Here is a 22,018-nt window from a genome sequence, read left to right on the forward strand (position 1 = left end):
GAACTGACCGAAAAATCATCAATCAATTAGCGGTTTTCAGGCTACTACAGAATGACTCGTCTAATATCACCCAGCATTTTGCCTAAATGCACGATAAAGCGTGCTGCCACTGCACCATCAATTACACGATGGTCATAAGACAGCGACATTGGCAGCATCATGCGTGGCTCAAACTCTTTACCATTCCATACTGGCTTCATTTGATTACGAGACAAGCCAAGAATGGCGACATCAGGCCAATTCACAATTGGCGTAAAGGATGTACCACCGATTCCGCCCAACGATGAAATGGTGAAGCAACTGCCTTGCATATCTGCTGCGCCGAGTTTCTTATCACGCGCTTTTTCGGACATTTCGCCTAGTTCATTGGCCAACTCATAGACTGATTTTTTGTCTACATCACGAATCACCGGCACCACCAGGCCATCCGGTGTATCCACTGCCACGCCGATATTGTAGTACTTCTTCAATATCAGGTTTTCACCGTCATTAGCGAGTGATGCATTAAAGCTCGGGAATGCTTTCAGACTGGCAACCAACGCTTTCATGATAAAAGCCAGCGGAGTCAGACGAACACCTTCTTTGGCGGCCTCATCTTTCATACTCTTACGGAAAGCATCCAGTTCAGTAATATCGGCATCTTCGTGCTGGGTCACATGAGGAATCATGGTCCAGTTGCGATGCAGATTCACGCTACTGATTTTCTGGATACGGCTGAGAGGTTTTTGCTCCACTTCACCAAATTTCGAGAAATCGATTTCAGGGAGATCTGGCGTGCCCACAGCCCCCGAACTGGCGGTTGCTTTTGGACGCGACAATTCAAACTTAATAAAGGATTGTACGTCTTCTTTCATAACCCGCGATTTAGGGCCAGTGCCTTTTACCTTGCTCAAATCAACACCAAACTCACGAGCCAAACGACGTACTGCAGGGCTAGCATGTACTAACTTACCTTCTTGCGGCGATTGCACAGGATAGTCAGAAACAGGAGCCGGTCTTGGCTTATCAGAAGCTTTAGCAGACTCTTGAGCTGGCTTAGATTCTGCTTTTTCCTCAGGTTTTGATTCCTCAGATTTTGCCTTAGCCGGTTTGCTTGAAACCGTCTTGATGACGCCAATCTTATCGCCCTGACTCACCTTATCACCGGCTTTGACGCTCATAGAAACAATGGTGCCCGCCGAAGGTGACGGAACTTCCATGGTCGCTTTTTCCGTTTCCAGCACAATCAAACTATCGTCTTTTTCGATGCTATCGCCGGCTTGTACACTCACCTCAATCACATCCACATCACTGGCGTCGCCAATATCAGGAACAATTAAGGGCTCTTCTTTTTCCTCGCCTGCCTGCTCTTCATCATCCGAGGAATCATCCTCTTCAGCCTCTTGTTGAGAAGTTTCTTGCTGAGAAGCTTGTTGATTTGAGTCGTCTTTAGATTCTTCAGCAGTATCATCTTCACTCGCTTCTGACTGGCTATCTTTCGAGTCCTCACTGTCAGAATTGCTTTCAGTGGCTTCTATAGACAAAATGACATCGCCTTCGGAAACCTTATCGCCCACTTTAATATCAATGGATTTAACCACTCCAGCATGGCTGGAAGGTACTTCCATAGTCGCCTTGTCAGTTTCAAGAACAATCAAGCCGTCTTCAAGCTCGATGGTATCACCGACCTTGACCAATACTTCAATAACATCAACCCCACTGGCATCACCAATATCGGGGACTTTTACTTGTGTAATATCTGCCACGATGTTTCCTCCAGTTTATAGGGTTGCCGGATCGGCTTTATCCGTATCAATGTTGTAACGCTTGATGGCCTTGGTGACTTCTTTAACATCAATCTCACCTTCGTCAGCCAAGGTTTTAAGCGCTGCTAATACTATGTAATAACGATCCACCTCAAAGAAGCGACGCAAATTCTCACGGCTATCCGAGCGGCCAAAACCGTCAGTGCCTAACACGGTAAATTTCTGTGGTACGAAGTTTCGAATCTGATCAGCGTAAGCTTTCATGTGATCCGTTGACGCAATAACAGGCCCTTTTTGCTTAGCCAAACATTGCTCTACATAGGACTGTTTCGGCTTCTTGGTTGGGTTCAGCATGTTTTCACGCTCAACCGCCATGCCTTCACGACGCAACTCGGTGAAGCTGGTCACTGACCATACATCTGACAAGACACCAAAATCTTCTTCCAGCAACTCAGCCGCATATTCAACTTCACGCAAAATCGAACCCGAGCCCATCAACTGAACGCGCGGGGCTTTCTTGCGAGATTTGTTTTCGTGTAGCAAGTACATCCCTTTGATAATGCCTTCTTCTGAACCTTCTGGCATCTCTGGGTGTGGATAGTTTTCGTTGAGAGTCGTGATGTAGTAGAACACGTTTTCTTGGTCACGATACATGCGACGCATACCCTCGCGAACAATCACTGCCAGTTCATGTGCGTAAGTCGGATCATAGCTGATGCAGTTTGGAATGGTCGCTGAAATCATATGACTATGACCATCCTGATGCTGCAAGCCTTCACCATTCAGGGTTGTGCGGCCCGAGGTTGCGCCAATCAGGAAACCTCTCGCCTGCATATCGCCAGCCGCCCATGCCAAATCTCCAATGCGTTGGAAACCGAACATTGAGTAATAGACATAGAAAGGAATCATCGGCAAATTATTGCTCGAATAACTGGTCGCAGCCGCCATCCATGATGACATAGCACCGGCTTCGTTAATGCCTTCTTCCAAAATCTGACCTTTCTTGTCTTCGCGATAATACATGATTTGATCAGAATCGACCGGCTCATAAAGCTGACCTGATGACGAATAAATGCCGATTTGACGGAACAAACCTTCCATGCCGAAAGTACGGGCTTCATCTGGAATAATCGGCACAATACGGTCTTTTAAAGACTTATTTTTCAATAAGATATTCAAGGCACGCACAAATGCCATGGTAGTAGAAATCTCACGATCACCGGTTGCTTTTAGCAATGGTTCAAAATCTGACAGCGGCGGAATATCCAAAGAATCAGATTGCGGGCGACGCGCTGGCAGGTAACCACCAAGCTTTTCACGGCGCTCACGCAAGTATTTAATTTCGTCACTGTCTTCGCCTGGATGATAGAAAGGAACTTCTTCCAACTTGTCATCAGGAATCGGTACATTAAAGCGATCTCTGAAATGCTTTAAGGCTTCCAGATTCATTTTCTTGACCTGGTGGGAGATATTTTTTCCCTCACCCGATGACCCCATGCCATAACCTTTAACAGTTTTAGCCAGAATCACGGTAGGCTGACCTTCGGTGTTAACTGCACGATGATAGGCTGCGTACACTTTGTGCGGGTCATGGCCACCGCGGTTCAAACGCCAAATATCCTCATCCGACATGTTGGCAACCATCTCTAATAATTTAGGATCTTTGCCAAAGAACTTTTCGCGCGTATAGGCGCCACCTTTGGCTTTGCAGTTTTGATATTCACCATCCACAGTTTCGTTCATCACTTTCAACAAGCGACCTTCGGTATCACGTGCAATCAGCGGATCCCAATAACGACCCCAGATAACTTTCAATACGCTCCAACCTGCACCACGGAATTCGCCTTCAAGCTCCTGGATAATTTTGCCATTACCACGCACCGGACCATCAAGACGTTGCAGATTACAATTAACCACAAAGATCAGGTTGTCCAGCTTCTCTCGACCGGCAAGACTGATCGCGCCCATTGATTCTGGCTCGTCCATTTCACCGTCGCCTAAGAAAGCCCAAACTTTACGACCTTTGGTTTTAGCCAGGCCACGATCTTCAAGATACTTTAAGAAGCGCGCCTGATAGATAGCCTGAATTGGACCCAACCCCATAGAAACGGTTGGGAACTGCCAGAATTCTGGCATTAACCAAGGGTGCGGATAAGAGGAAAGGCCTTTGCCATCAACTTCCTGACGGAAGTTCGCCAATTGCTCTTCACCTAAACGGCCTTCAAGAAAGGCTCGTGCATAAATACCTGGCGAGCAGTGACCTTGATAATAAATTAAATCACCACCATGCTCATCATCCGCTGCATGGAAGAAGTGGTTAAAGCCAACATCATAAAGAGTGGCGCTCGAGGCAAAGCTTGATAAATGTCCGCCCAGCTCCAAATCTTTTTTGGAAGCCTGTAAAACAATGGCAATCGCATTCCAGCGGATAATGGCGCGTAAACGACGCTCCATTTCCTGATCGCCAGGCATATGTGCTTCTTGAGAGGGGGGAATGGTATTTAGATACGCAGTGGTTAAATCGAATGGCAAATTAGCACCAGCGCGACGCGCCTTAGCCACTAATTTTTCGAGCAGGTAATGAGCACGCTCAACACCCTCTTCCGCCATTACTGCATCCAGTGCATCGATCCACTCCTGAGTTTCAATCGGATCAACGTCTTCGATTGACGCATCGTTTTTTTGATCTTGTGTCATATTCTTGCCTTTCATTTGGCCTAGGTACTGCTTATTCAATACTAATTTCAGCACCAATGGTCTTTACAAGAGAGCTACCAACAAATAATTAACACTTGTTAAGCAACTTAACTAAAATTCGTAAAGTGTCCATCATAGACAAAATGAAGGAAAAAAGATACTTTCAGAGGTGGTTTTTACCTGATGTATGGGTTAGGTCAAACCAGAGCTAATAATTAACAAGTGTTAATTACTTACACCCAAGTCCAACCCAATAATGACATAACGGCAACGAAAGCAAATAGAATAACGCCAGTGCGTTCGGTGAGTTTTAAAGAACATAGGTTCTCGGCAACCTTTTGTTTTTCCTCAGTTTCGCAATCAAGCACTGGGCCTATCGCTGCGACGCCCGTCTCTTCAATCAGCTCCATACCACCAACATTAAAGTCGAAGAACTTCTTTTTAATCTTAGAGACGCCAGAAGCCATATCACCTGCAAGCAAGTATGCCAATACTGAGATACGACCTGCAATCCAATCCATAATCGTCTTTAGTGGTGCAGATAAGCTGCCTTCTGGATTATTGGCTAAGTACCAGTCCAGAAGACGGTACAGCAATGCGCCGGCTGGGCCTAGCAATACAAACCATATGACCACAGCTGCGTAGCGGCGCTGAGTTTCTGTGAAGATAGCCTCACTGACCATACGCTGCGTTTGCGGCCAGTCTTCAGCCTCTTTGCCAGTAAAGGTCACAGCATGTTCATAAGCCCCCTGTTCATCATCGCTTGCAATATCAGAGAAGTACCCACGAAGAGACTTACGTGGTGACTCAGGCCCCAAGCAATGAACGAGAATGACTACCGCTAAGGCAAGCATAATTAAAGAGGAGAGGAAGCCGTTACCAAAGGTTTCGAACAATAAGAAAATCAAAATGACAGGAGCCAGAATTAACACAGCCTCGGCTAGCCAACCCTTAAACCACGACTGTTCGCCAAACGACTCGCCCAGTCGTTTTTGGTAAGCAACAAACCAGTTAGCATTGCTGTACTTCTGGCGTTCCTCGCTATTACCTGTATGGAAATAACGTTCAAATAATAAAGCGATGATGAGTGTTAAAAGAGCCATGTTGAAACCTTAATAAATCCGTTCAGATTTATAGTACCAAATGAAAATACAGAATGCGTCTATTAATTAAATACAGACCGTCATTGTAGGGGGGCAGCGGTCGCCCGATTCGCCTTGTAGTCTGTATTACCCCCAAGGGAGGCCCAGCGTAGCACTATCCAACCATAATCAACAAATCGCCACTTGGAACTTAGTATCATCTGACAATACCTTCTGCTCCTGCTCTCCTGGCTGAATAAAGCGAATAGTAAAGCAGTATTTCGAACCACTGATTTCGGGATAGACGCTGGTGGCAATGGGCATTTTGACTCTGATCAGATGAGGATTCTGTTTCTTATCAAAATTATGTTGATATGCACCATTATTGGTTTCGGCATCAACAAACTGACCGTTTTCACGATACAGCCTCAACAAAACTTTAAGACACTTATTCAACCCGTCAAAATGTTCAAACCACTCGGCAAACTTCTGCTGCCGATAATTAACCGGCTGTTGCAAAAACTGGTGTAATTCAGGTAAGTCAAAGCTACAGGAAGCACCTGGAATACGAATTCGATGCTTTATCAAATCGATAAAACGATCTTGCCGTAAAGTAGCGCCGAACTTCCCCTGGTAATTAGCTACCCAGAGGTAAAGCTGTTGCAGTTGTTCAAGAAAGCGCTTTAGCTTCAGATCATCAATATAGGGGCTGGCTTCCAGCTGTTTAAAATGATTCTTCTGCTGTTCGAGCTCTTTCAATAACTCCGCCTTTAGGTCTCCCCTATCAAGACAATCCAAAATTTCCCATAAATTGTGCAACGCAGCGATATGCGAAGCCACTGAATCTATGGATTGGAGCTCTTGCTGAATATTAAAAAGATTTTCTAAGCGCAGATAAGTGCGTATCTGCTCATTGAGCGGATGCTCATATAAGATATAACTGGCAGCTTCGGGCATCAATTGCCTAATTCCTTGCTAATTGCCTGTATTGGTTATCAAGCGTTATAACGCTTTGCTTAAGGGAATGCAAATCTGAGTCATTCACAATTACATCATCAGCGATCGACAAGCGTTGTTCTCGCGTTGCCTGCTTGTCCAAAATGGCTTGGGCCTGCTCAAGGGTTGATTGATCGCGCTCCATCAAACGCTCAAGCTGGATTGCGGTGGGACAGTCCACAGTTAACACTCGATCATACTCTCGGTATTGCCCGCTTTCATAAAGCAGTGGGATAACACTAATGGAATAAGCTGATTGTGCTATCGCTTGTCGTTGTTTCATTTCACTACGAATCAAGGGATGTAGCAGATCGTTCAACCATTGCCTTTGTAGCTCATCGGAAAAGACCTTGCTACGAAGCTTTTCGCGGTCTAACTCGTCGGTTTCAGTTAAAACCTCTTTGCCAAAATGTTCGGTAATAGCCTGCAATGCCTCGGACCCCCTGGCAACAACTTCACGCGCAATAATGTCCGCATCAATGACAGTAACACCAAGTTCCGCAAACATATCACTGACAGCGGTTTTACCGCTAGCAATACCGCCTGTTAAAGCAACTTTATAGGTCATGGTTATATTCTAAATTGGATTGTACTTCTTTGTTGTAGGAACAAGTCATGACTTGCCCCTACCAACCTTTGTATATCACTAAGGCTGTAACATTTGAATATAAGTATTGGTAATGGTCTCGCCCCAAATTAGAGCTATCCAGCCAGCAATTGCTAAAAATGGTCCGAACGGGATCTTATAATCACGTCCTTTTTTACTAATGACCATCGCCGTAATACCTAGAATGGCGCCTGTTACCGTAGATAATAAAATTACCAGAGGCAACATTTGCCAACCGAGGAAAGCTCCTAAGGCCGCAAGTAATTTAAAATCACCGTGCCCCATACCCTCTTTGCCGGTCAACAGCTTAAATAACCAATAGATCGACCACAGAGACAAATAGCCCGCTAAAGCGCCGATAACAGCCGATGGTAAGTCTTTAGCAAAGCTTGGTTGAACGAGCTCCGGCGAGAGCCACAATGCAGCCACCAGGCCAATCCAGACTAATGGAAGGGTTAATTGATCCGGCAGGATCTTATGGTCGTAATCAATGAAGCTACCGGCAATAAGAAAACAAGTGAAGATCAAGGCAAATACCAGTGACCAGGACCAACCAAAAGTAATCGCACATACCATAAAGGTCACGGCAGTCAGTAGTTCAACGAACGGATAACGTACGCTAATCTTAGCTTTGCAGTTTGAACATTTGCCTCGCAAAACCAACCAGCTAATAACAGGAAGGTTTTCCATAGATGTGATTTGATGCTTGCACTTTGGGCAAGCTGATCGAGGAGTAATTAAGTTATACTTTTCAGGAAGTCCATCTTTAGGGCAAGAGACGGAGCAACTGGCTTCGGTTAAAATTTCCGTCGCGGTAGCACGCCACTCTCGATTTAAAATTAATGGCAACCTATGAATCACTACATTCAAGAAACTGCCGAATAATAACCCCAGTATAAAAACTAAACCTGCCAACATGGGCAGGTTTTTTGAAAGAATATCAATCATATTATTTGTCTTTTAAGTTGTTTTTAGGACTTTTAGAATGCGTTACCCATCTGGAAGATTGGCAAGTACATGGCTACAACCAAACCACCAACAACCGTTCCGAGGAAAACAATAATGAATGGCTCAATCAAAGAACTAATACCATCAACTGCATCATCCACTTCTTGTTCATAAATATCAGCCACTTTGGCTAGCATGGTATCTACGGCGCCGGACTCTTCACCAATAGCCACCATCTGAGTAACCATATTAGGAAATACTTGGGTTGATGCCATCGCCATATTAATTTGCAGACCAGTGGTAACATCTTCTTTAATTTTCAATATTGCGTCACGATATACCGCATTACCTGAGGCACCAGCAGCAGAGTCAAGAGCATCAACTAGCGGAACACCGGCTGCAAATGTTGTCGCCAAAGTTCTTGCATAACGAGCAACTGCCGCTTTTTGAATCAGAGGGCCAAATACAGGAAACTTTAGAAGCAGCTTATCTTTACCATCCCTAAAAGCCTTAGATCTTTTATTTAGCTGTGAGTACCCGACCACTATTCCGATTATTATCAACAAGTATACAAACCAGTAAGCTTGGACATTGTTTGACATATCCACAACCACCTGAGTAAAAGCAGGCAAATCAGACCCAGCCCCTTGGAATAAGCTTGCGAACATCGGTACAACGTAAACGAGTAGAATAGCCGTTACTGCAATAGATACAACAACCACAGCGGCAGGATACATCAATGCTGATTTAATTTTTGACTTTAAAGCCTCTGACTTTTCTTTATAGGTAGCGATACGATCGAGCATTAGCTCCAAAGTACCAGACTGTTCACCAGCATGAATTAAGTCGCACACTAAGTTATCAAAATACTTGGGACGTTTTCTTAAGGACTCAGCAAATGGGTTCCCGGACTCAACATCAGCTTTAATATCCAAGACCAAGTCTTGCACACTGGGGTTCTCATGCCCTTTACCAATGATGTCAAATGACTGAACTAAGGGAACACCTGCTTTCATCATAATGGCTAACTGCCGCAAAAATACCGCAATATCCACAGGCTTAATTGATTTTTTTGCACCACTGAAAGCAAACAGTTCAGCATTAATAGCTTTTGGAGTTATACCTTGCTTAAGGAGTTGCTGCTTCACTACGTCTTGACTTTCAGCAGATATTTTTCCTTTAAGTTTGTTTCCTTGCTTGTTAACCCCCGTCCACTGAAAATTCTTCAGCTTTTTCTGTTTCGCTCTTGTTGCTTTCCGCTTAGCTGCTGTTGCCATGTTAATTACCTTACTAATGTTCTCATATGGCTAAAGTGTCCAACCTAATTGCTTAAACACTCCCCCTTTAATCTTTTTCACGCCAACACTTTAATTTAATTTTGCGTGACACGATTTACTTCGGCTAAACTGGTCAGCCCTTGCTTGACTTTATTCAAGCCAGCTCTACGCAAATCAGGAATTCCCTCTTTTCTCGCTTGATCAGCAATATCAATCGCATTACCACCTTCCATAATAATACGACCATTTTCTTCAGACACAGGCATAACCTGAAATAAGCCCACACGACCTTTATAGCCCATTGTGCATTTATCGCAACCTATTGGCTCGTAAATTGTGAGTTCGTTCAGCTCTTCTTCTCTAAAACCCTCCTCAATCAAGGCTTCCTTTGGTAAGTCAGAAGGTTTCTTGCAATGTTCACACAAACGTCTAGCCAGACGTTGAGCAACAACAAGATTGACCGTCGTTGCAATATTAAAGGGTGCTACACCCATGTTCACCAGACGAGTCAAGGTTTCAGGAGCAGAGTTTGTGTGCAGTGTGGACAATACTAAGTGACCGGTTTGAGCTGCTTTAATTGCAATTTCTGCAGTCTCCAGATCTCGAATCTCACCCACTAGCACAATATCTGGATCCTGACGTAAAAAGGCTCTAAGTGCCGAAGCAAAAGTTAAGCCAGCTTTAACATTTACGTTTACCTGATTAATCCCTTGTAAGTTAATCTCAACCGGGTCTTCAGCGGTAGAAATATTCTTATATTCATCATTTAAAATATTCACCCCTGTATAAAGAGTTACTGTTTTACCGGAACCGGTTGGGCCAGTTACCAGCACCATGCCTTGCGGTTTCTCAATGGCCGTCATGAAATTCTTTCTTTGAATTGGATCAAACCCCAAGGCATCAATACCCAGCATAGCTTGAGCTGGATCGAGAATACGCATAACGATTTTTTCACCAAACAAGGTTGGTAATGTATTGACACGAAAATCAATAGCTTTGGTTTTTGAGATTTTGAGTTTTACACGACCATCTTGCGGAACCCTGCGCTCAGAAATATCCAAGCCGGATAAAACTTTTAAGCGAGCTGAAATACGACTGGCAAGTTGAATAGGAGGTGAAGCGACTTCATGCAACATACCATCAATACGGAAGCGGACACGGTATTTCTTTTCGTAGGGCTCGAAGTGCAAATCGGAAGCGCCTTTACGTATCGCTGAGACCAGCATTTGTTTAACGAACTTAACTACCGGGGCATCTTCTCCACTTGCTCCCTCATCCATATCCTGTTCAGCTTCGGGATCTACTGCATCTAAATCAATATTGTCCAGATCAGCATCATCAAAATCGGACAGGGATTCATTTTCTTTTTCTTCAATGAGTTTATTCACTGTGTTGGCGAGCTTGTTAGGCTCAACTAACACAGCTTCCACCGAGCAGCCGGTTTGGAAACGAATCTCTTCTAAACTTTTGAGGTTAGTAGCATCGGAAACTGCTACAAAAAGCCGAGTCCCTCGTTTATACAGAGGAACCACTCTATGAGTTTGCATCAGCTTCTGGTCAATAACGTCTTTGGGAATATTCTCAAAAGAGATACTAGACAAATCAAAGTAGGGATATCCAAAATTTAGAGCCTGCGCTTTCGCCGCTTGCTTGCCTTCCAGCCACCCAGCGGAGACCAACCAATCAATCAGCCCTGCCTTTTCCTCTCTGGCGTTTTTTACTGCCTGCTGGACTTTTTCTTTTGTTAAAAGCCCCTCAGCAACCAGCAAATGAGCCAAGCCAGAAAGACCCGTATCTGCTAAAGTCATAATACTCACTAAACAGTTTAAAAGACGTACTTATATCCTTGAATAAAAAGCTTCAAAAGTCAATTCTTTATGAATTTCTACCCATTTCTACCAAACAAAAAAAAAGTGAGCCAAGGGCCCACTTTTTTTTGTTTATGCCTAAATATTACGGGCATCCGGCTGGAATATATTTAGCTTCTAAACCAGTAGTAGCACAAGTCCAAAGACCCTCTGCTGTTCTTGTTAGCTGGATTGTGCCATTCAATACAGATGGAGAGACATCGCCATCTAACGTTGCTGTAACAGTTCCTGTGCCATCAGCGGCAATTGCAAATACAGTTGTTGTTAAGTTTGAATCAACAAAACCAATTTCTGCATCTGCAGCTGTAGTAGCAGTACCACGCATTAACCTTTCTTCAATTGCGGTTTTGTAAGAAGACATTTCTCCATACGCACGGTTAACTTGTGAACGGGCAATGTAATCTTGATACTGAGGAATAGCGATTGCAGCCAAGATACCGATAATCGCGATTACGATCATTAATTCGATAAGGGTGAAACCCGATTGTTTTTTAGTTTGCATAAGACTCTCTCCTATTCTTTAAAGAATTTGCAAATTGTTTGAGTTCAAATCTGTTCACAGAGAATTCCGTATAATCTGATCAAAACTACACGGGCCATTACGGAATGTAAGTAGCGCTTCCCTGTGTGAACAAATCTGTAATCAAATATATACTTTGCAGGTAAGCAATAGCAACAGCTTATAGTCAAATATTCTGACACTGAGCAAAAACAATGACTTACGTCACAGTTGTATGCGAATTTGCTTTTCAAAAGGTGTACAAACCGGTGTTTTTTTGACCAACCAAAGGAAAATGTGACGTTTTTTGTCAACTTTGTAACGATTTGTAGAGCGCAACGTAGGTGGTCACAGGACAGGTTTGGCCCAACTCGCCTCCTGATGGGGGGCAATTTTAACGATTTAGTACTTAATTACGCTTCGCGAACTCTACTTAGAACTCAACCTAAAGACTTTACCGTTTTTTAATTGCTAGTAAATCATCTGAAAGATCTCTCCACTCTGGATTGAAGCGTTCTACAAGGGCTTCTTTGCCTATTCGGCATTCTGTTTTGATTTCTTTTTGTCTTGTCTTGGCTTTTTCCAGCGAGTCAGTGATTTCATAGTAGACAAGGTCATTGCAGTTGTAGGTTCGAGTAAAACCTTCAGCAATTTTATTTTTATGCTCGAATACCTGTTTACCTAAGTTGCAGGTTACCCCTGTATAGAGGACCGTTTTCCTTGGATTGGTCAGTATGTAAACGTAGCCTTTTTTCATGAACTGTTGCTATATGGTTATTTGATTTTTCAATTTGAGAGCGTAAGCCTACCATACTAGCTTTTTCTTCTGTAATAACTGTGAGTTATAATTCCAGTCGCAGGGATAGATCGACGGCTTGAATGTGTTTGGTTAGAGCCCCTACCGAGATGAAGTCAACGCCTGTGTCGGCGATATCACGCAAAGTTTCGAGGCTGACATTGCCAGAAGCTTCTATTTTGGCAGTGTGGGAATGAATCTGATTGATGGCAACACCGGTGCGCATATCGTCAATGGAGAAGTTGTCGAGCATGATGACATCGGCAGCTGCATCAAGCGCCTGATCTAATTGAGCGAAAGTTTCTACTTCGACTTCCACCATGATGTTACGATCAAGTTGGCGAGCTTTTTTGACAGCTTGCTCAATAGAGCCTGCGGAAATAATGTGGTTTTCTTTAATCAGAAAGGCATCAAACAGTCCAATTCTATGGTTATGCCCACCGCCACAATAAACGGCGTATTTTTGCGCTAAGCGCAACATGGGAATTGTTTTTCGGGTATCGAGTAACTTACATGAAGTACCTTTAAGTTCAGCAGTATAACGTGCAGTTGTAGTGGCCGTTCCAGATAAGGTTTGCAAGAAATTCATGGCGGTACGCTCACCGGTCAGGATTTTTCGTGCATTACCACGAAGCTCGCATAACTTTTCTTGCGCTCTAACCTTATCACCATCCTGGCAAAACCACTCAACTTCAATGCTTGGGTCTAGCTTATGGAATACCGCATTAAACCAGTCAATGCCGCAGATCACTGCATCTTCGCGAGTTAGTAACTTACCAGTTGCGATTTTATCCTCACTGATGAGCTCCGCAGTCACATCCATTCCTTCAGATGCATTAGTTCCACCCAGATCTTCTTGCAGGGCAAGGTCAACCTGATGCGGAATTTCGGTTTCGAGCTGTTGCTGGTATGGGGTTTCGATCATGTGAGGATCCTGTGCGGCTAGTATCGATTTCAAAAATAGAACGTCTATACACACCGAGTAGTGACTTATCAATGGAGTATTTTACGGATTAAGCAGTTTGACTCAAAGCCTTTTTCATCTTTACCAGGCCTTAATCAACATCCTGAAATGATCCCAGTCAAAAGCTGGGCCAGGGTCGGTTTTACGACCTGGTGCGATATCAGAATGGCCCATAATACGCTCAGGAGAAATCTGAGGATATGCTTTGAGAATGACCTGAGTGATTTTGACTAAAGTCTGATACTGGATTTCTTCATAGGGAATATCATCCGCCCCTTCTAACTCGATACCAATTGAGTAATCATTACACTTGTCCCGCCCCTCAAAACTGGAGAGTCCGGCATGCCATGCGCGCTTATGAAGTGGCACATACTGCACCACATCGCCATTTCGTCTTATTAATAAATGGCTGGACACACGTAAAGCAGCAATGCCCTCAAAATAAGGATGATCGCTTGGGTTTAATGTGCCAGTAAAAAGTTGATCTATATATGGCCCACCAAACTGATTTGGCGGAAGACTGATATTGTGAATAACCAGCAGGCTAATATCGCCTGAATCCTCGCGTTCATCACAGTGTTCGGTTGGAACAAAGCGGACGGGCTGAATCAGGCCTGTGGCAAGATTAATGTAAAAAGGTTGTCGCACAGTATTCTCTTTGTTTATGAATTTGATTGATTATCTTGTTTGGGACGAGCGTAGCTCTCCCATACAATTTACCATGAGTCGGCCTAGTATTTCTTGAATGACGCTCTTCGGGCTTATCCAGCCCACGATTATTCTCTGCCGGATGGTTTCACGTCGCGACTGGGCCTCCCCCATCGGGGATATCCACCCTACAACAAGATCAATTTTCAGTTATAATAACCCCAATTTACGCTATTTAATATGTATGAGTCTTTATGAGTAAAGCATTAATTGTTAAGTGTCCAACTTGCGAGAAGGCCGTGGCCTGGAAAGATGATAACGAATGTAAGCCTTTCTGTAGTCAGCGCTGCAAGTTGATTGACTTGGGTGAATGGGCCAGCGAGGGACATCGAATTGCTGGCAAACCTTTAGATCCTGAAACCGTTGACCAGCTCAGCCGCAACCAGGATTAGTTTTAACTTATAGCATTTGGGCTTTCTTTGCTTCAGCTTGTATTGCAGAAAGAATGGCTAAATTAGCCTCAGGAAATTTATAATCCCCTAAATCCTTAATCGGGCACCAGAGCAGTGGCTGCCCTTCTGCACCTTTCGGTACCCCTAAATAATCGGTAACGGTCCAAACGTCTAAGACTACCGACTTCTCAGGATAATGATGTTCGATCTGAATTAGAGGGGAATATTTTGCAGGGATTATTGCCAGTTCTTCGAGGCACTCTCGAATCAGGGCCTGTTCTGCTTGCTCGCCCTCTTCTTGCTTACCACCGGGAAATTCCCAATAGCCACCCTTGTGCAAATGTTGTGGTCGCTTAGCGATAAGAATTCGGTCGCGACGCTGAATGACAGCAACCGCGACCCGAATCATATTTTTCATAACAAACTAGCGCTGGTGTTCAGGTTTAAGGAAAGATTAAGCTTCAACCTTACCGTGACAGTGCTTAAACTTCTTACCTGAGCCACATGGACACGGTTCATTACGCCCAACTTTTGGCTGCTCACGAACAAAGGTGTCGGCCTGACGCGCTGTCTCACTTTGTGGCAGTGCGGAAGTCGAATCATGTTGTGCTGTCATACCGGCTTGATTCACTTCTTTACGCTTCATGGCTTCAACTTCTTCCGGCATTTGGAAACGAACTTTAGCCAATAAAGTGATCACGTCTTCTTTAAGGTTGTCCAACATACCTGAGAACAGATCAAAAGCTTCACGCTTATATTCCTGCTTAGGATTTTTCTGCGCATGGCTACGCATCCAGATACCTTGGCGCAAATGGTCCATATTGGCCAGATGTTCTTTCCAATGACGATCAAGCTCTTGCAGCATGACTTGCTTCTCAAGCTGGCGCATCATTTTAGGATCGGGCAATAAAGCCTCTTTCTCTTGATAGGATTTAATAACCTCATCAAGGATACGCTGACGCAAACCGTCTTCGGCAAGCTTATCATCCTCATCCAGCCACTTCTGGAGCGGCAACTCAATAGCAAAATCCTGCTCTAAGCGCTGCTCAAGGCCTTTAACATCCCACATTTCTTCAATGGATTGCGGCGGAATATATTCGCTGGTAATGCTATAAACCACATCCTCACGCAAGTCTTCGATTGTCTCAGAGATATCATCCACATCCATCAACTCATTGCGCTGCTCATAAATGACTCGACGCTGATCGTTGGCAACATCATCGTATTCAAGCAGGTTCTTACGAGTATCAAAGTTACGCTGTTCAACTTTACGTTGAGCATTTTCAATGGCACGTGAGACCATCTTATGCTCAAGTGCTTCGCCTTCATCCCAGCCAAGACGTTGCATCATCATGCCCAAACGTTCTGAGGCAAAGATTCGCATCAGGTCATCTTCTAACGATAAATAGAAACGGCTCAAACCTGGGTCACCCTGACGACCTGAACGGCCACGAAGCTGGTTATCAATACGTCGAGATTCGTGACGCTCAGTACCGATAATCGCTAGACCGCCCGCACCAAGAACTGCCTGATGGCGTTTATCCCACTCTTCTTTAGCCTTGGCAATTTGTTCAGCCGTTGGGTTTTCACCCAATGCATCTATATCAGCCTGCAAGTTACCGCCCAACACGATATCAGTACCACGGCCGGCCATGTTGGTAGCAATGGTGACTGCGCTCGGACGACCGGCTTGTGCAATAATGTCTGCCTCTTTGGCGTGGAACTTAGCGTTAAGAACCTGGTGTTTAATTTTGGCATTCTTAAGCTCTTTAGAAATCAGTTCAGATGACTCAATCGATACGGTACCGACCAGAACAGGCTGGCCTTTAGCTTGCAACTCTTTAATTTGCTTGATAATGGCATCGTACTTCTCCTGTTTGGTCAGGAATATCAGATCACCCTTATCATCACGCAGCATTGGCTTGTTGGTCGGAATAACCACAACATCCAAGCCGTAAATCATGTGTAGCTCTGTTGCTTCGGTGTCCGCGGTACCGGTCATACCGGACAACTTGTTATACAGACGGAAGTAATTCTGGAATGTGATGGATGCTAGAGTTTGATTCTCGTTCTGTATTTGAACGCCCTCTTTTGCTTCTATCGCCTGGTGCAAACCATCTGACCAGCGACGGCCCGGCATGGTACGACCGGTATGCTCATCGACGATGACCACCTGATTATCATTAACCACATAATCCACATCTTTCTTAAATAGTTTATGAGCACGCAATGCAGCATTAACGTGGTGCAGGAGCCCAATGCTTGATGGACTGTAGAGACTTTGATCATCAGGTAACAGGTCATTTTGGCGAAGTAACTCTTCGATGTACTCCTGACCTTTTTCAGTTAAATGCGCCTGTTTCGACTTTTCATCAACCGTGTAATCGCCGGTATCTTCTTCGTCTTCTTTTGATTCATGTTCCTGAGCAACAAGTTTCGGAATCAACTTATCGATAGCACGATACATTTCTGAACTATCATCAGTTGGCCCGGAAATAATCAATGGGGTACGCGCTTCATCGATCAGAATAGAATCAACCTCATCGATAACCGCAAAATTTAATTCACGCTGAACTCGGTGTTCTTTTTGGAATGCCATGTTATCGCGCAGATAATCGAAACCGTATTCGTTATTGGTCCCGTAAGTTATATCTGCCCCATAAGCTTTTTGTTTTTCTTCGTGAGACTGACCGGACAATATAACGCCAACCTCCATACCCAGGAAGTTATAGACTGGTTTCATCCAGTCTGCATCACGTTGCGCCAGGTAGTCATTGACGGTAATAACGTGGACACCTTTTCCCGATAAAGCATTCAAATAGACAGGCAGGGTGGCAACTAAAGTTTTACCTTCACCGGTGCGCATCTCAGCGACTCGACCATTATGCAAAACCATGCCACCAATTAACTGCACATCAAAGTGACGCAAACCCAAAGTTCGCCTACTGGCTTCACGCACTGCTGCAAATGCTTCCGGAAGTATTTGATCCAGAGTTTCGCCTTTCTCTACACGCTCTTTATATTCAGTCGTTTTCGCTTTCAGCTGTTCGTCTGAAAGCGCCTCCATTTCTGGCTCTAACTGGTTAATTAAATCGACTGTTTTACTTAGTTTTTTAAGCGTCCGCTCGTTGCGACTTCCGAAAATTTTATTTAAGAAACTCATATTGTTCTTTCTTGTGTCTGTGTTGTATTAACTATGGATTGCAGGTATGAACTAAAGGGTTGGTAGCCCTTTTAACGCCTAGCCATAGCAGATAATTAATCTTTAAAGCACTCGATTGTACCCATATTCTGGTCGCTGTAAACGCCTGAGCGGGCATTTCGAGCAGTATTTTCAACTTATGGGGGCACAATAGAAGCTTTTCAATGTTCAGGATATGTTTTAACGGCCAGTTAAACAAAAGCCCCATCGCTGGGGCTTGTTGATTTAATTCTTCAGATATTTATAGGGATTGAGCTTTTTGCCATTCTTGGTAATTTCATAGTGTACGTGTGGCCCGGTTGAGCGGCCGGTACTACCGACCTTGGCAATAACTTGGCCTTTCTTCACAATGTCACCCTTTTTAACCTCGACACTTTTGTTGTGGCCATAGCGTGTTGTATAACCACCACCATGACTGACTTCAACGAAAATACCATAACCAGGTTTGCGATCTACCGTCGTGACCACGCCAGCAGCGGTAACGATAACATCAGAACCAGCTAATGAAGAAAAGTCGATACCTGAATGCCAAGCGCGCTTTCCTGAGAAAGGATCGGCGCGGTAGCCGTAGGGTGAGGATAACCAGCCAGAAGTGATGGGACGGCCAGAAATTTGTTGCTCGGCGCTAATTTCTTTATCCAGAATAAGTGATTCAAGGGCCGATAACTCTTGCTCCTTTGAATTGATATCACTTTCTAACTGATCAAGAAACACTACTACATCATTGTAGCTTGAGGTGGTTGCTGAAACTTCTTCATTGGGCCCACCAATTGCAGGATCTTCGCCAAAACCAAATTCATCTTCGATACCAGCGGAAGCGACTAATCGTGCTCCTGCTGCATCCAAACGCAACAAATAGGCTTGCATGGTTGCTAATCGAGTCGATAAAGCTTGAATTTGACTTTCTGAGATACGTTTCGCTTCTTCTAACTGCTCTTTCTGAGTGATAAGCTCTTGTTGCCATTTTTTGATGGCAGCTTCACTCACTAGATCTTGCTGTAAAGACCAACGAGTTGCGAGGTGCGTTAATGCCACTACCGCCGTTAACGCAACAGCGCCTAGCAGGCTAAATACCACTAATTTAGAACGTCCAAATTCCAATGCTTTAATCCCTTTTTGATCACTCTTGATAATGGTTATACGCATAATCACCCACATTCGTTAATGTCAATCGCAAACTAGCTTGCAAGATGACAATCCTACTCGGTCAGCATACAATAGATACTAACTCCTAACCTAGCCCAGAAATATTGAGCTTATGAAGCGTCCTTTCCGAGCCAAATCCGTGGCTGATGTTCTCAACTCACCTGAAAGTGTGTTGAAAGGGTTGCTCGATAAAGCAAATTCCCTCAAATCCATTACCGATAGTATTCATCAGCATTTACCGGAAGACTTGCAAAAACATTGCACAGTCTCCGAATACAATAAAACCAGTCTGGTTATTACTGCTGATAGCCCTGTATGGGCAACTCGCCTTCGGTATCAATCCTCTGAGTTACTCTCACAACTCAGACAAGCCGGTTTTTTGGGCCTTGCCAACATTCAAATCAAAATTGATCCCAATAAATCGACGCCTTAAAAACCCCACTTTTTATCAGTCTTTCAAAACCAGCAAACGCCAGATAAATTCCTGGCGTTTACGTTTAAGTGACTTTCTTGTCTAAAAACCCGATAAAAATACTACAAATATAATTCCTATTTCAATTCTTAATTTTCACTAAACCATAGAAAAGTCAGAATTACAAAGATAACGCTGGATTCATGATGTAGGAAATTGGCGCTGCATTAGCATCTTCATACGTTGCTAGTTCCCACGCAGTTTCATCCGCCATTAAGGTACGAATCAATTGGTTATTGAGTGCATGACCTGATTTATAACCCGAGAAGGCACCAATAAGGCTATGGCCCAATAGGAATAAATCACCAATTGCATCTAATATTTTATGCTTTACAAACTCATCGTCATAACGAAGTCCGTCTTCATTCAGAACACGGAAATCATCCATTACGATAGCGTTATCCTGGCTACCTCCGAGTGCTAAGTTATGAGCTCGTAAGTACTCTATGTCTTTCATGAAACCAAAAGTACGAGCACGGCTCACTTCTTTTACAAACGAAGTGCTAGAGAAGTCGATAACTGCTGTCTGACGACTTTTCTTGAATACTGGATGATCGAAATCGATAGTAAAAGCCACTTTGAAACCATCAAAAGGCTCAAATACAGCAGTTTTACCTTCATCTTCAACTTCAACACGCTTTTTAATCTTGATGAATTTCTTTGGTGCATTCTGCTCAGTGATACCAGCAGACTGCAAAAGGAATACGAATGGACTGGCACTGCCATCCATAATAGGTACTTCTGGTGCCGATACGTCAATGTAAGCATTATCAAGGCCCAAGCCAGCCATTGCAGATAGCAAATGCTCAACCGTAGAAATACGAACATCATCTTTAACTAAGCAAGTAGAAAGCGTAGTATCACCCACATTTTCTGGCTTTGCTTCAATCTCAACAATCGGGTCCAGATCAACGCGACGGAACACAATCCCTGTATCCACTGGTGCTGGTCGTAGGGTTAAATACACTTTCTCTCCTGTGTGTAGCCCCACGCCAGTAGCGCGAATGGTTGTCTTCAACGTACGTTGTCTTATCATTCAGTTTCTCCAACGCCTTGAAAATCAAGGTCTTAGGTGTAATCTACTCAAATTCTAGCGCATATTATCACAATATGTCAGTTATTTGAACAATATTTGACCATTTTTTAGACAGTTGTTTGAAATATTTGTTTAACCATTGATTTATTTAGCTACAAACAGATACAAACATTGCCAAAACATGCACTAGCTCACACTTTCCGCCAAGGCTAGTTTCCCTATTAGCCTAATCGCTCAGCGTTGAATAGCGGCTGAACAATTAAAAGACAAAACAGTACGAAGACGCTCGAAGGGAGTGCCTCTTCGTACTGTTTAAGTATGAAAGCAACTTTTTCAATAAGTTTCACCTTGTCACCGAAGATATCGTTTTAACGACAAAGCCAGTGGCAGAATCGACGACTTATTAGTCCGCCTGCTTTCTCAGGAAAGCTGGAATATCCAGGAAGTTATCAACATCACTACCAACCGCCATTTTCGAGCTTTGCTCTGGAACTGAGCTTGCGCCCGCTTGCTTGCGGATTGATGGAGGTAAATCTAACTGCCCATAATCAAGGTCACCGTTAGCTTTACGAACTTCTTTCTTGTCGTTGCTATTGCTGACTAAACGCATGTTGGCTTCCTGGCCTAAACCGGTTGCCACTACAGTGACGCGAATCTCATCACCCATTGATGCATCAATGGCGGTACCAACAACCACAGTGGCATCTTCATGAGCAATATCTTCAATCACTTCACACACTTCTGAGAATTCATCAATGGTGAAATCTTCATTCGCCGTGATGTTGACCAAGATACCTCGAGCACCTGACAAGTCCACATCTTCAAGCAATGGACTGGCAACGGCCATATCAGCTGCAATTTGTGCTCGACCTTCACCGGCAGCAATACCGGTACCCATCATCGCCTGGCCCTGTTCAGCCATAACGGTGCGAACATCCGCAAAGTCAACGTTGATTAAGCCTGGGCAGGTTATCAGCTCAGCAATTCCTTGCACCGCACCATGCAACACAGAATTCGCTGAGGCAAAGGCTTCTGTTAAGCGTAAACCAGCAAATTGGGCCACTAACTTATCATTTGGAATGATGATTAATGAATCAACTGACGCACGCAACTCATTGATTCCATTTTCGGCCAGTGTCATGCGTTTCTTACGCTCAAATCTAAATGGCTTAGTGACCACTGCTACCGTCAAGATGCCCATTTCTTTGGCAATCTCAGCAATAACTGGTGCAGCACCTGTACCTGTACCACCGCCCATACCAGCTGTGATAAACACCATGTCAGATCCTTGCAGAACCTCCATAATGCGCTCACGATCTTCAAGCGCTGCCTGACGACCTACTTCTGGGTCGGCGCCAGCACCAAGACCACGTGTAATATTTTGTCCAATCTGGATAGTGGTTTTGGCCGTTGAAGATTCCAACGCCTGAGCATCTGTATTGGCACAAATAAACTCAACACCATCAATATTGGCTTTCACCATATGTTCGACGGCGTTGCCACCGCCACCACCTACACCGATCACCTTAATGATCGCGCTGTTCTGACAGCTATCTACTAATTCAAACATGTTAGCCATGATA

The 22,018-nt window shown here is 44.1% G+C and carries 19 protein-coding genes; 2 read left to right on the forward strand and 17 right to left on the reverse strand.

Going from position 1 to position 22,018, the window contains the following annotated elements; all coding sequences use genetic code 11:
* Positions 1 to 44: 44 nt before the first annotated feature.
* The 12 genes from aceF to ampD form a co-directional block, all read right to left on the reverse strand.
* Positions 45 to 1,745 (reverse strand): dihydrolipoyllysine-residue acetyltransferase, encoded by a 1,701-nt coding sequence (aceF, locus tag ACN0VI_RS11385; RefSeq protein ID WP_417446886.1) that lies wholly within the window; start codon positions 1,743 to 1,745, stop codon positions 45 to 47.
* A 15-nt stretch (positions 1,746 to 1,760) separates the two neighbouring features.
* Positions 1,761 to 4,442: a pyruvate dehydrogenase (acetyl-transferring), homodimeric type gene (aceE, locus tag ACN0VI_RS11390; protein WP_417446887.1), complete on the reverse strand. Its 2,682-nt coding sequence runs from the start codon at positions 4,440 to 4,442 to the stop codon at positions 1,761 to 1,763.
* A gap of 233 nt (positions 4,443 to 4,675) precedes the next feature.
* The gene (gene ampE / locus ACN0VI_RS11395) at positions 4,676 to 5,545 is read right to left on the reverse strand and encodes a regulatory signaling modulator protein AmpE (protein WP_417446888.1); all 870 of its coding nucleotides are present in this window, start codon (positions 5,543 to 5,545) and stop codon (positions 4,676 to 4,678) included.
* 168 nt (positions 5,546 to 5,713) lie between these two features.
* Complete coding sequence (gene zapD, locus ACN0VI_RS11400) at positions 5,714 to 6,481, reverse strand: cell division protein ZapD (protein WP_417447051.1); 768 nt, start codon at positions 6,479 to 6,481, stop codon at positions 5,714 to 5,716.
* 7 nt (positions 6,482 to 6,488) lie between these two features.
* The gene (gene coaE, locus ACN0VI_RS11405; protein WP_417446889.1) at positions 6,489 to 7,088 is read right to left on the reverse strand and encodes a dephospho-CoA kinase; all 600 of its coding nucleotides are present in this window, start codon (positions 7,086 to 7,088) and stop codon (positions 6,489 to 6,491) included.
* A 78-nt stretch (positions 7,089 to 7,166) separates the two neighbouring features.
* Positions 7,167 to 8,075: a prepilin peptidase gene (locus ACN0VI_RS11410; protein WP_417446890.1), complete on the reverse strand. Its 909-nt coding sequence runs from the start codon at positions 8,073 to 8,075 to the stop codon at positions 7,167 to 7,169.
* Positions 8,076 to 8,107: 32 nt separating this feature from the next.
* Positions 8,108 to 9,352 carry a type II secretion system F family protein gene (locus tag ACN0VI_RS11415; protein WP_417446891.1) on the reverse strand — a complete coding sequence of 415 codons (1,245 nt, stop codon included), beginning with the start codon at positions 9,350 to 9,352 and terminating at the stop codon, positions 8,108 to 8,110.
* Positions 9,353 to 9,447: 95 nt separating this feature from the next.
* Positions 9,448 to 11,160: a type IV-A pilus assembly ATPase PilB gene (gene pilB / locus ACN0VI_RS11420; RefSeq protein WP_417446892.1), complete on the reverse strand. Its 1,713-nt coding sequence runs from the start codon at positions 11,158 to 11,160 to the stop codon at positions 9,448 to 9,450.
* A gap of 145 nt (positions 11,161 to 11,305) precedes the next feature.
* Complete coding sequence (locus ACN0VI_RS11425) at positions 11,306 to 11,722, reverse strand: pilin (RefSeq protein WP_417446893.1); 417 nt, start codon at positions 11,720 to 11,722, stop codon at positions 11,306 to 11,308.
* 451 nt (positions 11,723 to 12,173) lie between these two features.
* Entirely contained in the window at positions 12,174 to 12,476 is a 303-nt protein-coding gene (locus tag ACN0VI_RS11430; protein ID WP_331890807.1) for a GIY-YIG nuclease family protein, read from the reverse strand.
* 85 nt (positions 12,477 to 12,561) lie between these two features.
* Entirely contained in the window at positions 12,562 to 13,440 is an 879-nt protein-coding gene (gene nadC, locus ACN0VI_RS11435) for a carboxylating nicotinate-nucleotide diphosphorylase (RefSeq protein ID WP_417446894.1), read from the reverse strand.
* A gap of 120 nt (positions 13,441 to 13,560) precedes the next feature.
* Positions 13,561 to 14,127 carry a 1,6-anhydro-N-acetylmuramyl-L-alanine amidase AmpD gene (ampD, locus tag ACN0VI_RS11440; RefSeq protein WP_417446895.1) on the reverse strand — a complete coding sequence of 189 codons (567 nt, stop codon included), beginning with the start codon at positions 14,125 to 14,127 and terminating at the stop codon, positions 13,561 to 13,563.
* A gap of 254 nt (positions 14,128 to 14,381) precedes the next feature.
* Here ampD and yacG point away from each other — a divergent pair, with 254 nt between their 5' ends.
* Complete coding sequence (gene yacG / locus ACN0VI_RS11445; protein ID WP_417446896.1) at positions 14,382 to 14,579, forward strand: DNA gyrase inhibitor YacG; 198 nt, start codon at positions 14,382 to 14,384, stop codon at positions 14,577 to 14,579.
* Positions 14,580 to 14,586: 7 nt separating this feature from the next.
* On the opposite strand, the gene mutT is transcribed toward yacG, so the two are convergent.
* The 3 genes from mutT to ACN0VI_RS11460 all read right to left on the reverse strand — a co-directional run bounded on the left by mutT (position 14,587) and on the right by ACN0VI_RS11460 (position 18,927).
* Positions 14,587 to 14,997, reverse strand: a complete 411-nt coding sequence (mutT, locus tag ACN0VI_RS11450) for an 8-oxo-dGTP diphosphatase MutT (RefSeq protein WP_417446897.1) — start codon at positions 14,995 to 14,997, stop codon at positions 14,587 to 14,589.
* A gap of 36 nt (positions 14,998 to 15,033) precedes the next feature.
* Positions 15,034 to 17,742, reverse strand: coding sequence for a preprotein translocase subunit SecA (gene secA, locus ACN0VI_RS11455; RefSeq protein WP_417446898.1), 2,709 nt, complete (start codon positions 17,740 to 17,742; stop codon positions 15,034 to 15,036).
* Positions 17,743 to 18,006: 264 nt separating this feature from the next.
* Complete coding sequence (locus ACN0VI_RS11460; protein ID WP_331890801.1) at positions 18,007 to 18,927, reverse strand: M23 family metallopeptidase; 921 nt, start codon at positions 18,925 to 18,927, stop codon at positions 18,007 to 18,009.
* 112 nt (positions 18,928 to 19,039) lie between these two features.
* Between ACN0VI_RS11460 and ACN0VI_RS11465 the strand changes: the two genes are divergently transcribed.
* Complete coding sequence (locus tag ACN0VI_RS11465; protein ID WP_331890800.1) at positions 19,040 to 19,360, forward strand: DUF721 domain-containing protein; 321 nt, start codon at positions 19,040 to 19,042, stop codon at positions 19,358 to 19,360.
* Between the two features lie 160 nt (positions 19,361 to 19,520).
* Here the strand turns inward: ACN0VI_RS11465 and lpxC are convergent, their stop codons facing one another.
* The gene (gene lpxC / locus ACN0VI_RS11470) at positions 19,521 to 20,435 is read right to left on the reverse strand and encodes a UDP-3-O-acyl-N-acetylglucosamine deacetylase (RefSeq protein WP_012800629.1); all 915 of its coding nucleotides are present in this window, start codon (positions 20,433 to 20,435) and stop codon (positions 19,521 to 19,523) included.
* Positions 20,436 to 20,838: 403 nt separating this feature from the next.
* Positions 20,839 to 22,014 (reverse strand): cell division protein FtsZ, encoded by a 1,176-nt coding sequence (gene ftsZ, locus ACN0VI_RS11475; protein ID WP_417446899.1) that lies wholly within the window; start codon positions 22,012 to 22,014, stop codon positions 20,839 to 20,841.
* Positions 22,015 to 22,018: the final 4 nt, after the last annotated feature.

Source organism: Kangiella sp. (assembly GCF_048265365.1).
Lineage (GTDB): Bacteria > Pseudomonadota > Gammaproteobacteria > Enterobacterales > Kangiellaceae > Kangiella.

Excerpts from the sequence above, each read along its gene's own strand:
- pilB (WP_417446892.1), bottom strand. The coding sequence starts at position 11,160 with ATGACTTTAGCAGATACGGGTCTTTCTGGCTTGGCTCATTTGCTGGTT.
- mutT (WP_417446897.1), bottom strand. The coding sequence starts at position 14,997 with ATGAAAAATATGATTCGGGTCGCGGTTGCTGTCATTCAGCGTCGCGAC.
- ACN0VI_RS11415 (WP_417446891.1), bottom strand. The coding sequence starts at position 9,352 with ATGGCAACAGCAGCTAAGCGGAAAGCAACAAGAGCGAAACAGAAAAAG.
- lpxC (WP_012800629.1), bottom strand. The coding sequence starts at position 20,435 with ATGATAAGACAACGTACGTTGAAGACAACCATTCGCGCTACTGGCGTG.
- aceE (WP_417446887.1), bottom strand. The coding sequence starts at position 4,442 with ATGACACAAGATCAAAAAAACGATGCGTCAATCGAAGACGTTGATCCG.
- ACN0VI_RS11460 (WP_331890801.1), bottom strand. The coding sequence starts at position 18,927 with ATGCGTATAACCATTATCAAGAGTGATCAAAAAGGGATTAAAGCATTG.
- nadC (WP_417446894.1), bottom strand. The coding sequence starts at position 13,440 with ATGATCGAAACCCCATACCAGCAACAGCTCGAAACCGAAATTCCGCAT.
- yacG (WP_417446896.1), top strand. The coding sequence starts at position 14,382 with ATGAGTAAAGCATTAATTGTTAAGTGTCCAACTTGCGAGAAGGCCGTG.
- ACN0VI_RS11410 (WP_417446890.1), bottom strand. The coding sequence starts at position 8,075 with ATGATTGATATTCTTTCAAAAAACCTGCCCATGTTGGCAGGTTTAGTT.
- ftsZ (WP_417446899.1), bottom strand. The coding sequence starts at position 22,014 with ATGGCTAACATGTTTGAATTAGTAGATAGCTGTCAGAACAGCGCGATC.
- ACN0VI_RS11425 (WP_417446893.1), bottom strand. The coding sequence starts at position 11,722 with ATGCAAACTAAAAAACAATCGGGTTTCACCCTTATCGAATTAATGATC.
- ACN0VI_RS11430 (WP_331890807.1), bottom strand. The coding sequence starts at position 12,476 with ATGAAAAAAGGCTACGTTTACATACTGACCAATCCAAGGAAAACGGTC.
- coaE (WP_417446889.1), bottom strand. The coding sequence starts at position 7,088 with ATGACCTATAAAGTTGCTTTAACAGGCGGTATTGCTAGCGGTAAAACC.
- secA (WP_417446898.1), bottom strand. The coding sequence starts at position 17,742 with ATGAGTTTCTTAAATAAAATTTTCGGAAGTCGCAACGAGCGGACGCTT.
- ACN0VI_RS11465 (WP_331890800.1), top strand. The coding sequence starts at position 19,040 with ATGAAGCGTCCTTTCCGAGCCAAATCCGTGGCTGATGTTCTCAACTCA.
- ampE (WP_417446888.1), bottom strand. The coding sequence starts at position 5,545 with ATGGCTCTTTTAACACTCATCATCGCTTTATTATTTGAACGTTATTTC.
- zapD (WP_417447051.1), bottom strand. The coding sequence starts at position 6,481 with ATGCCCGAAGCTGCCAGTTATATCTTATATGAGCATCCGCTCAATGAG.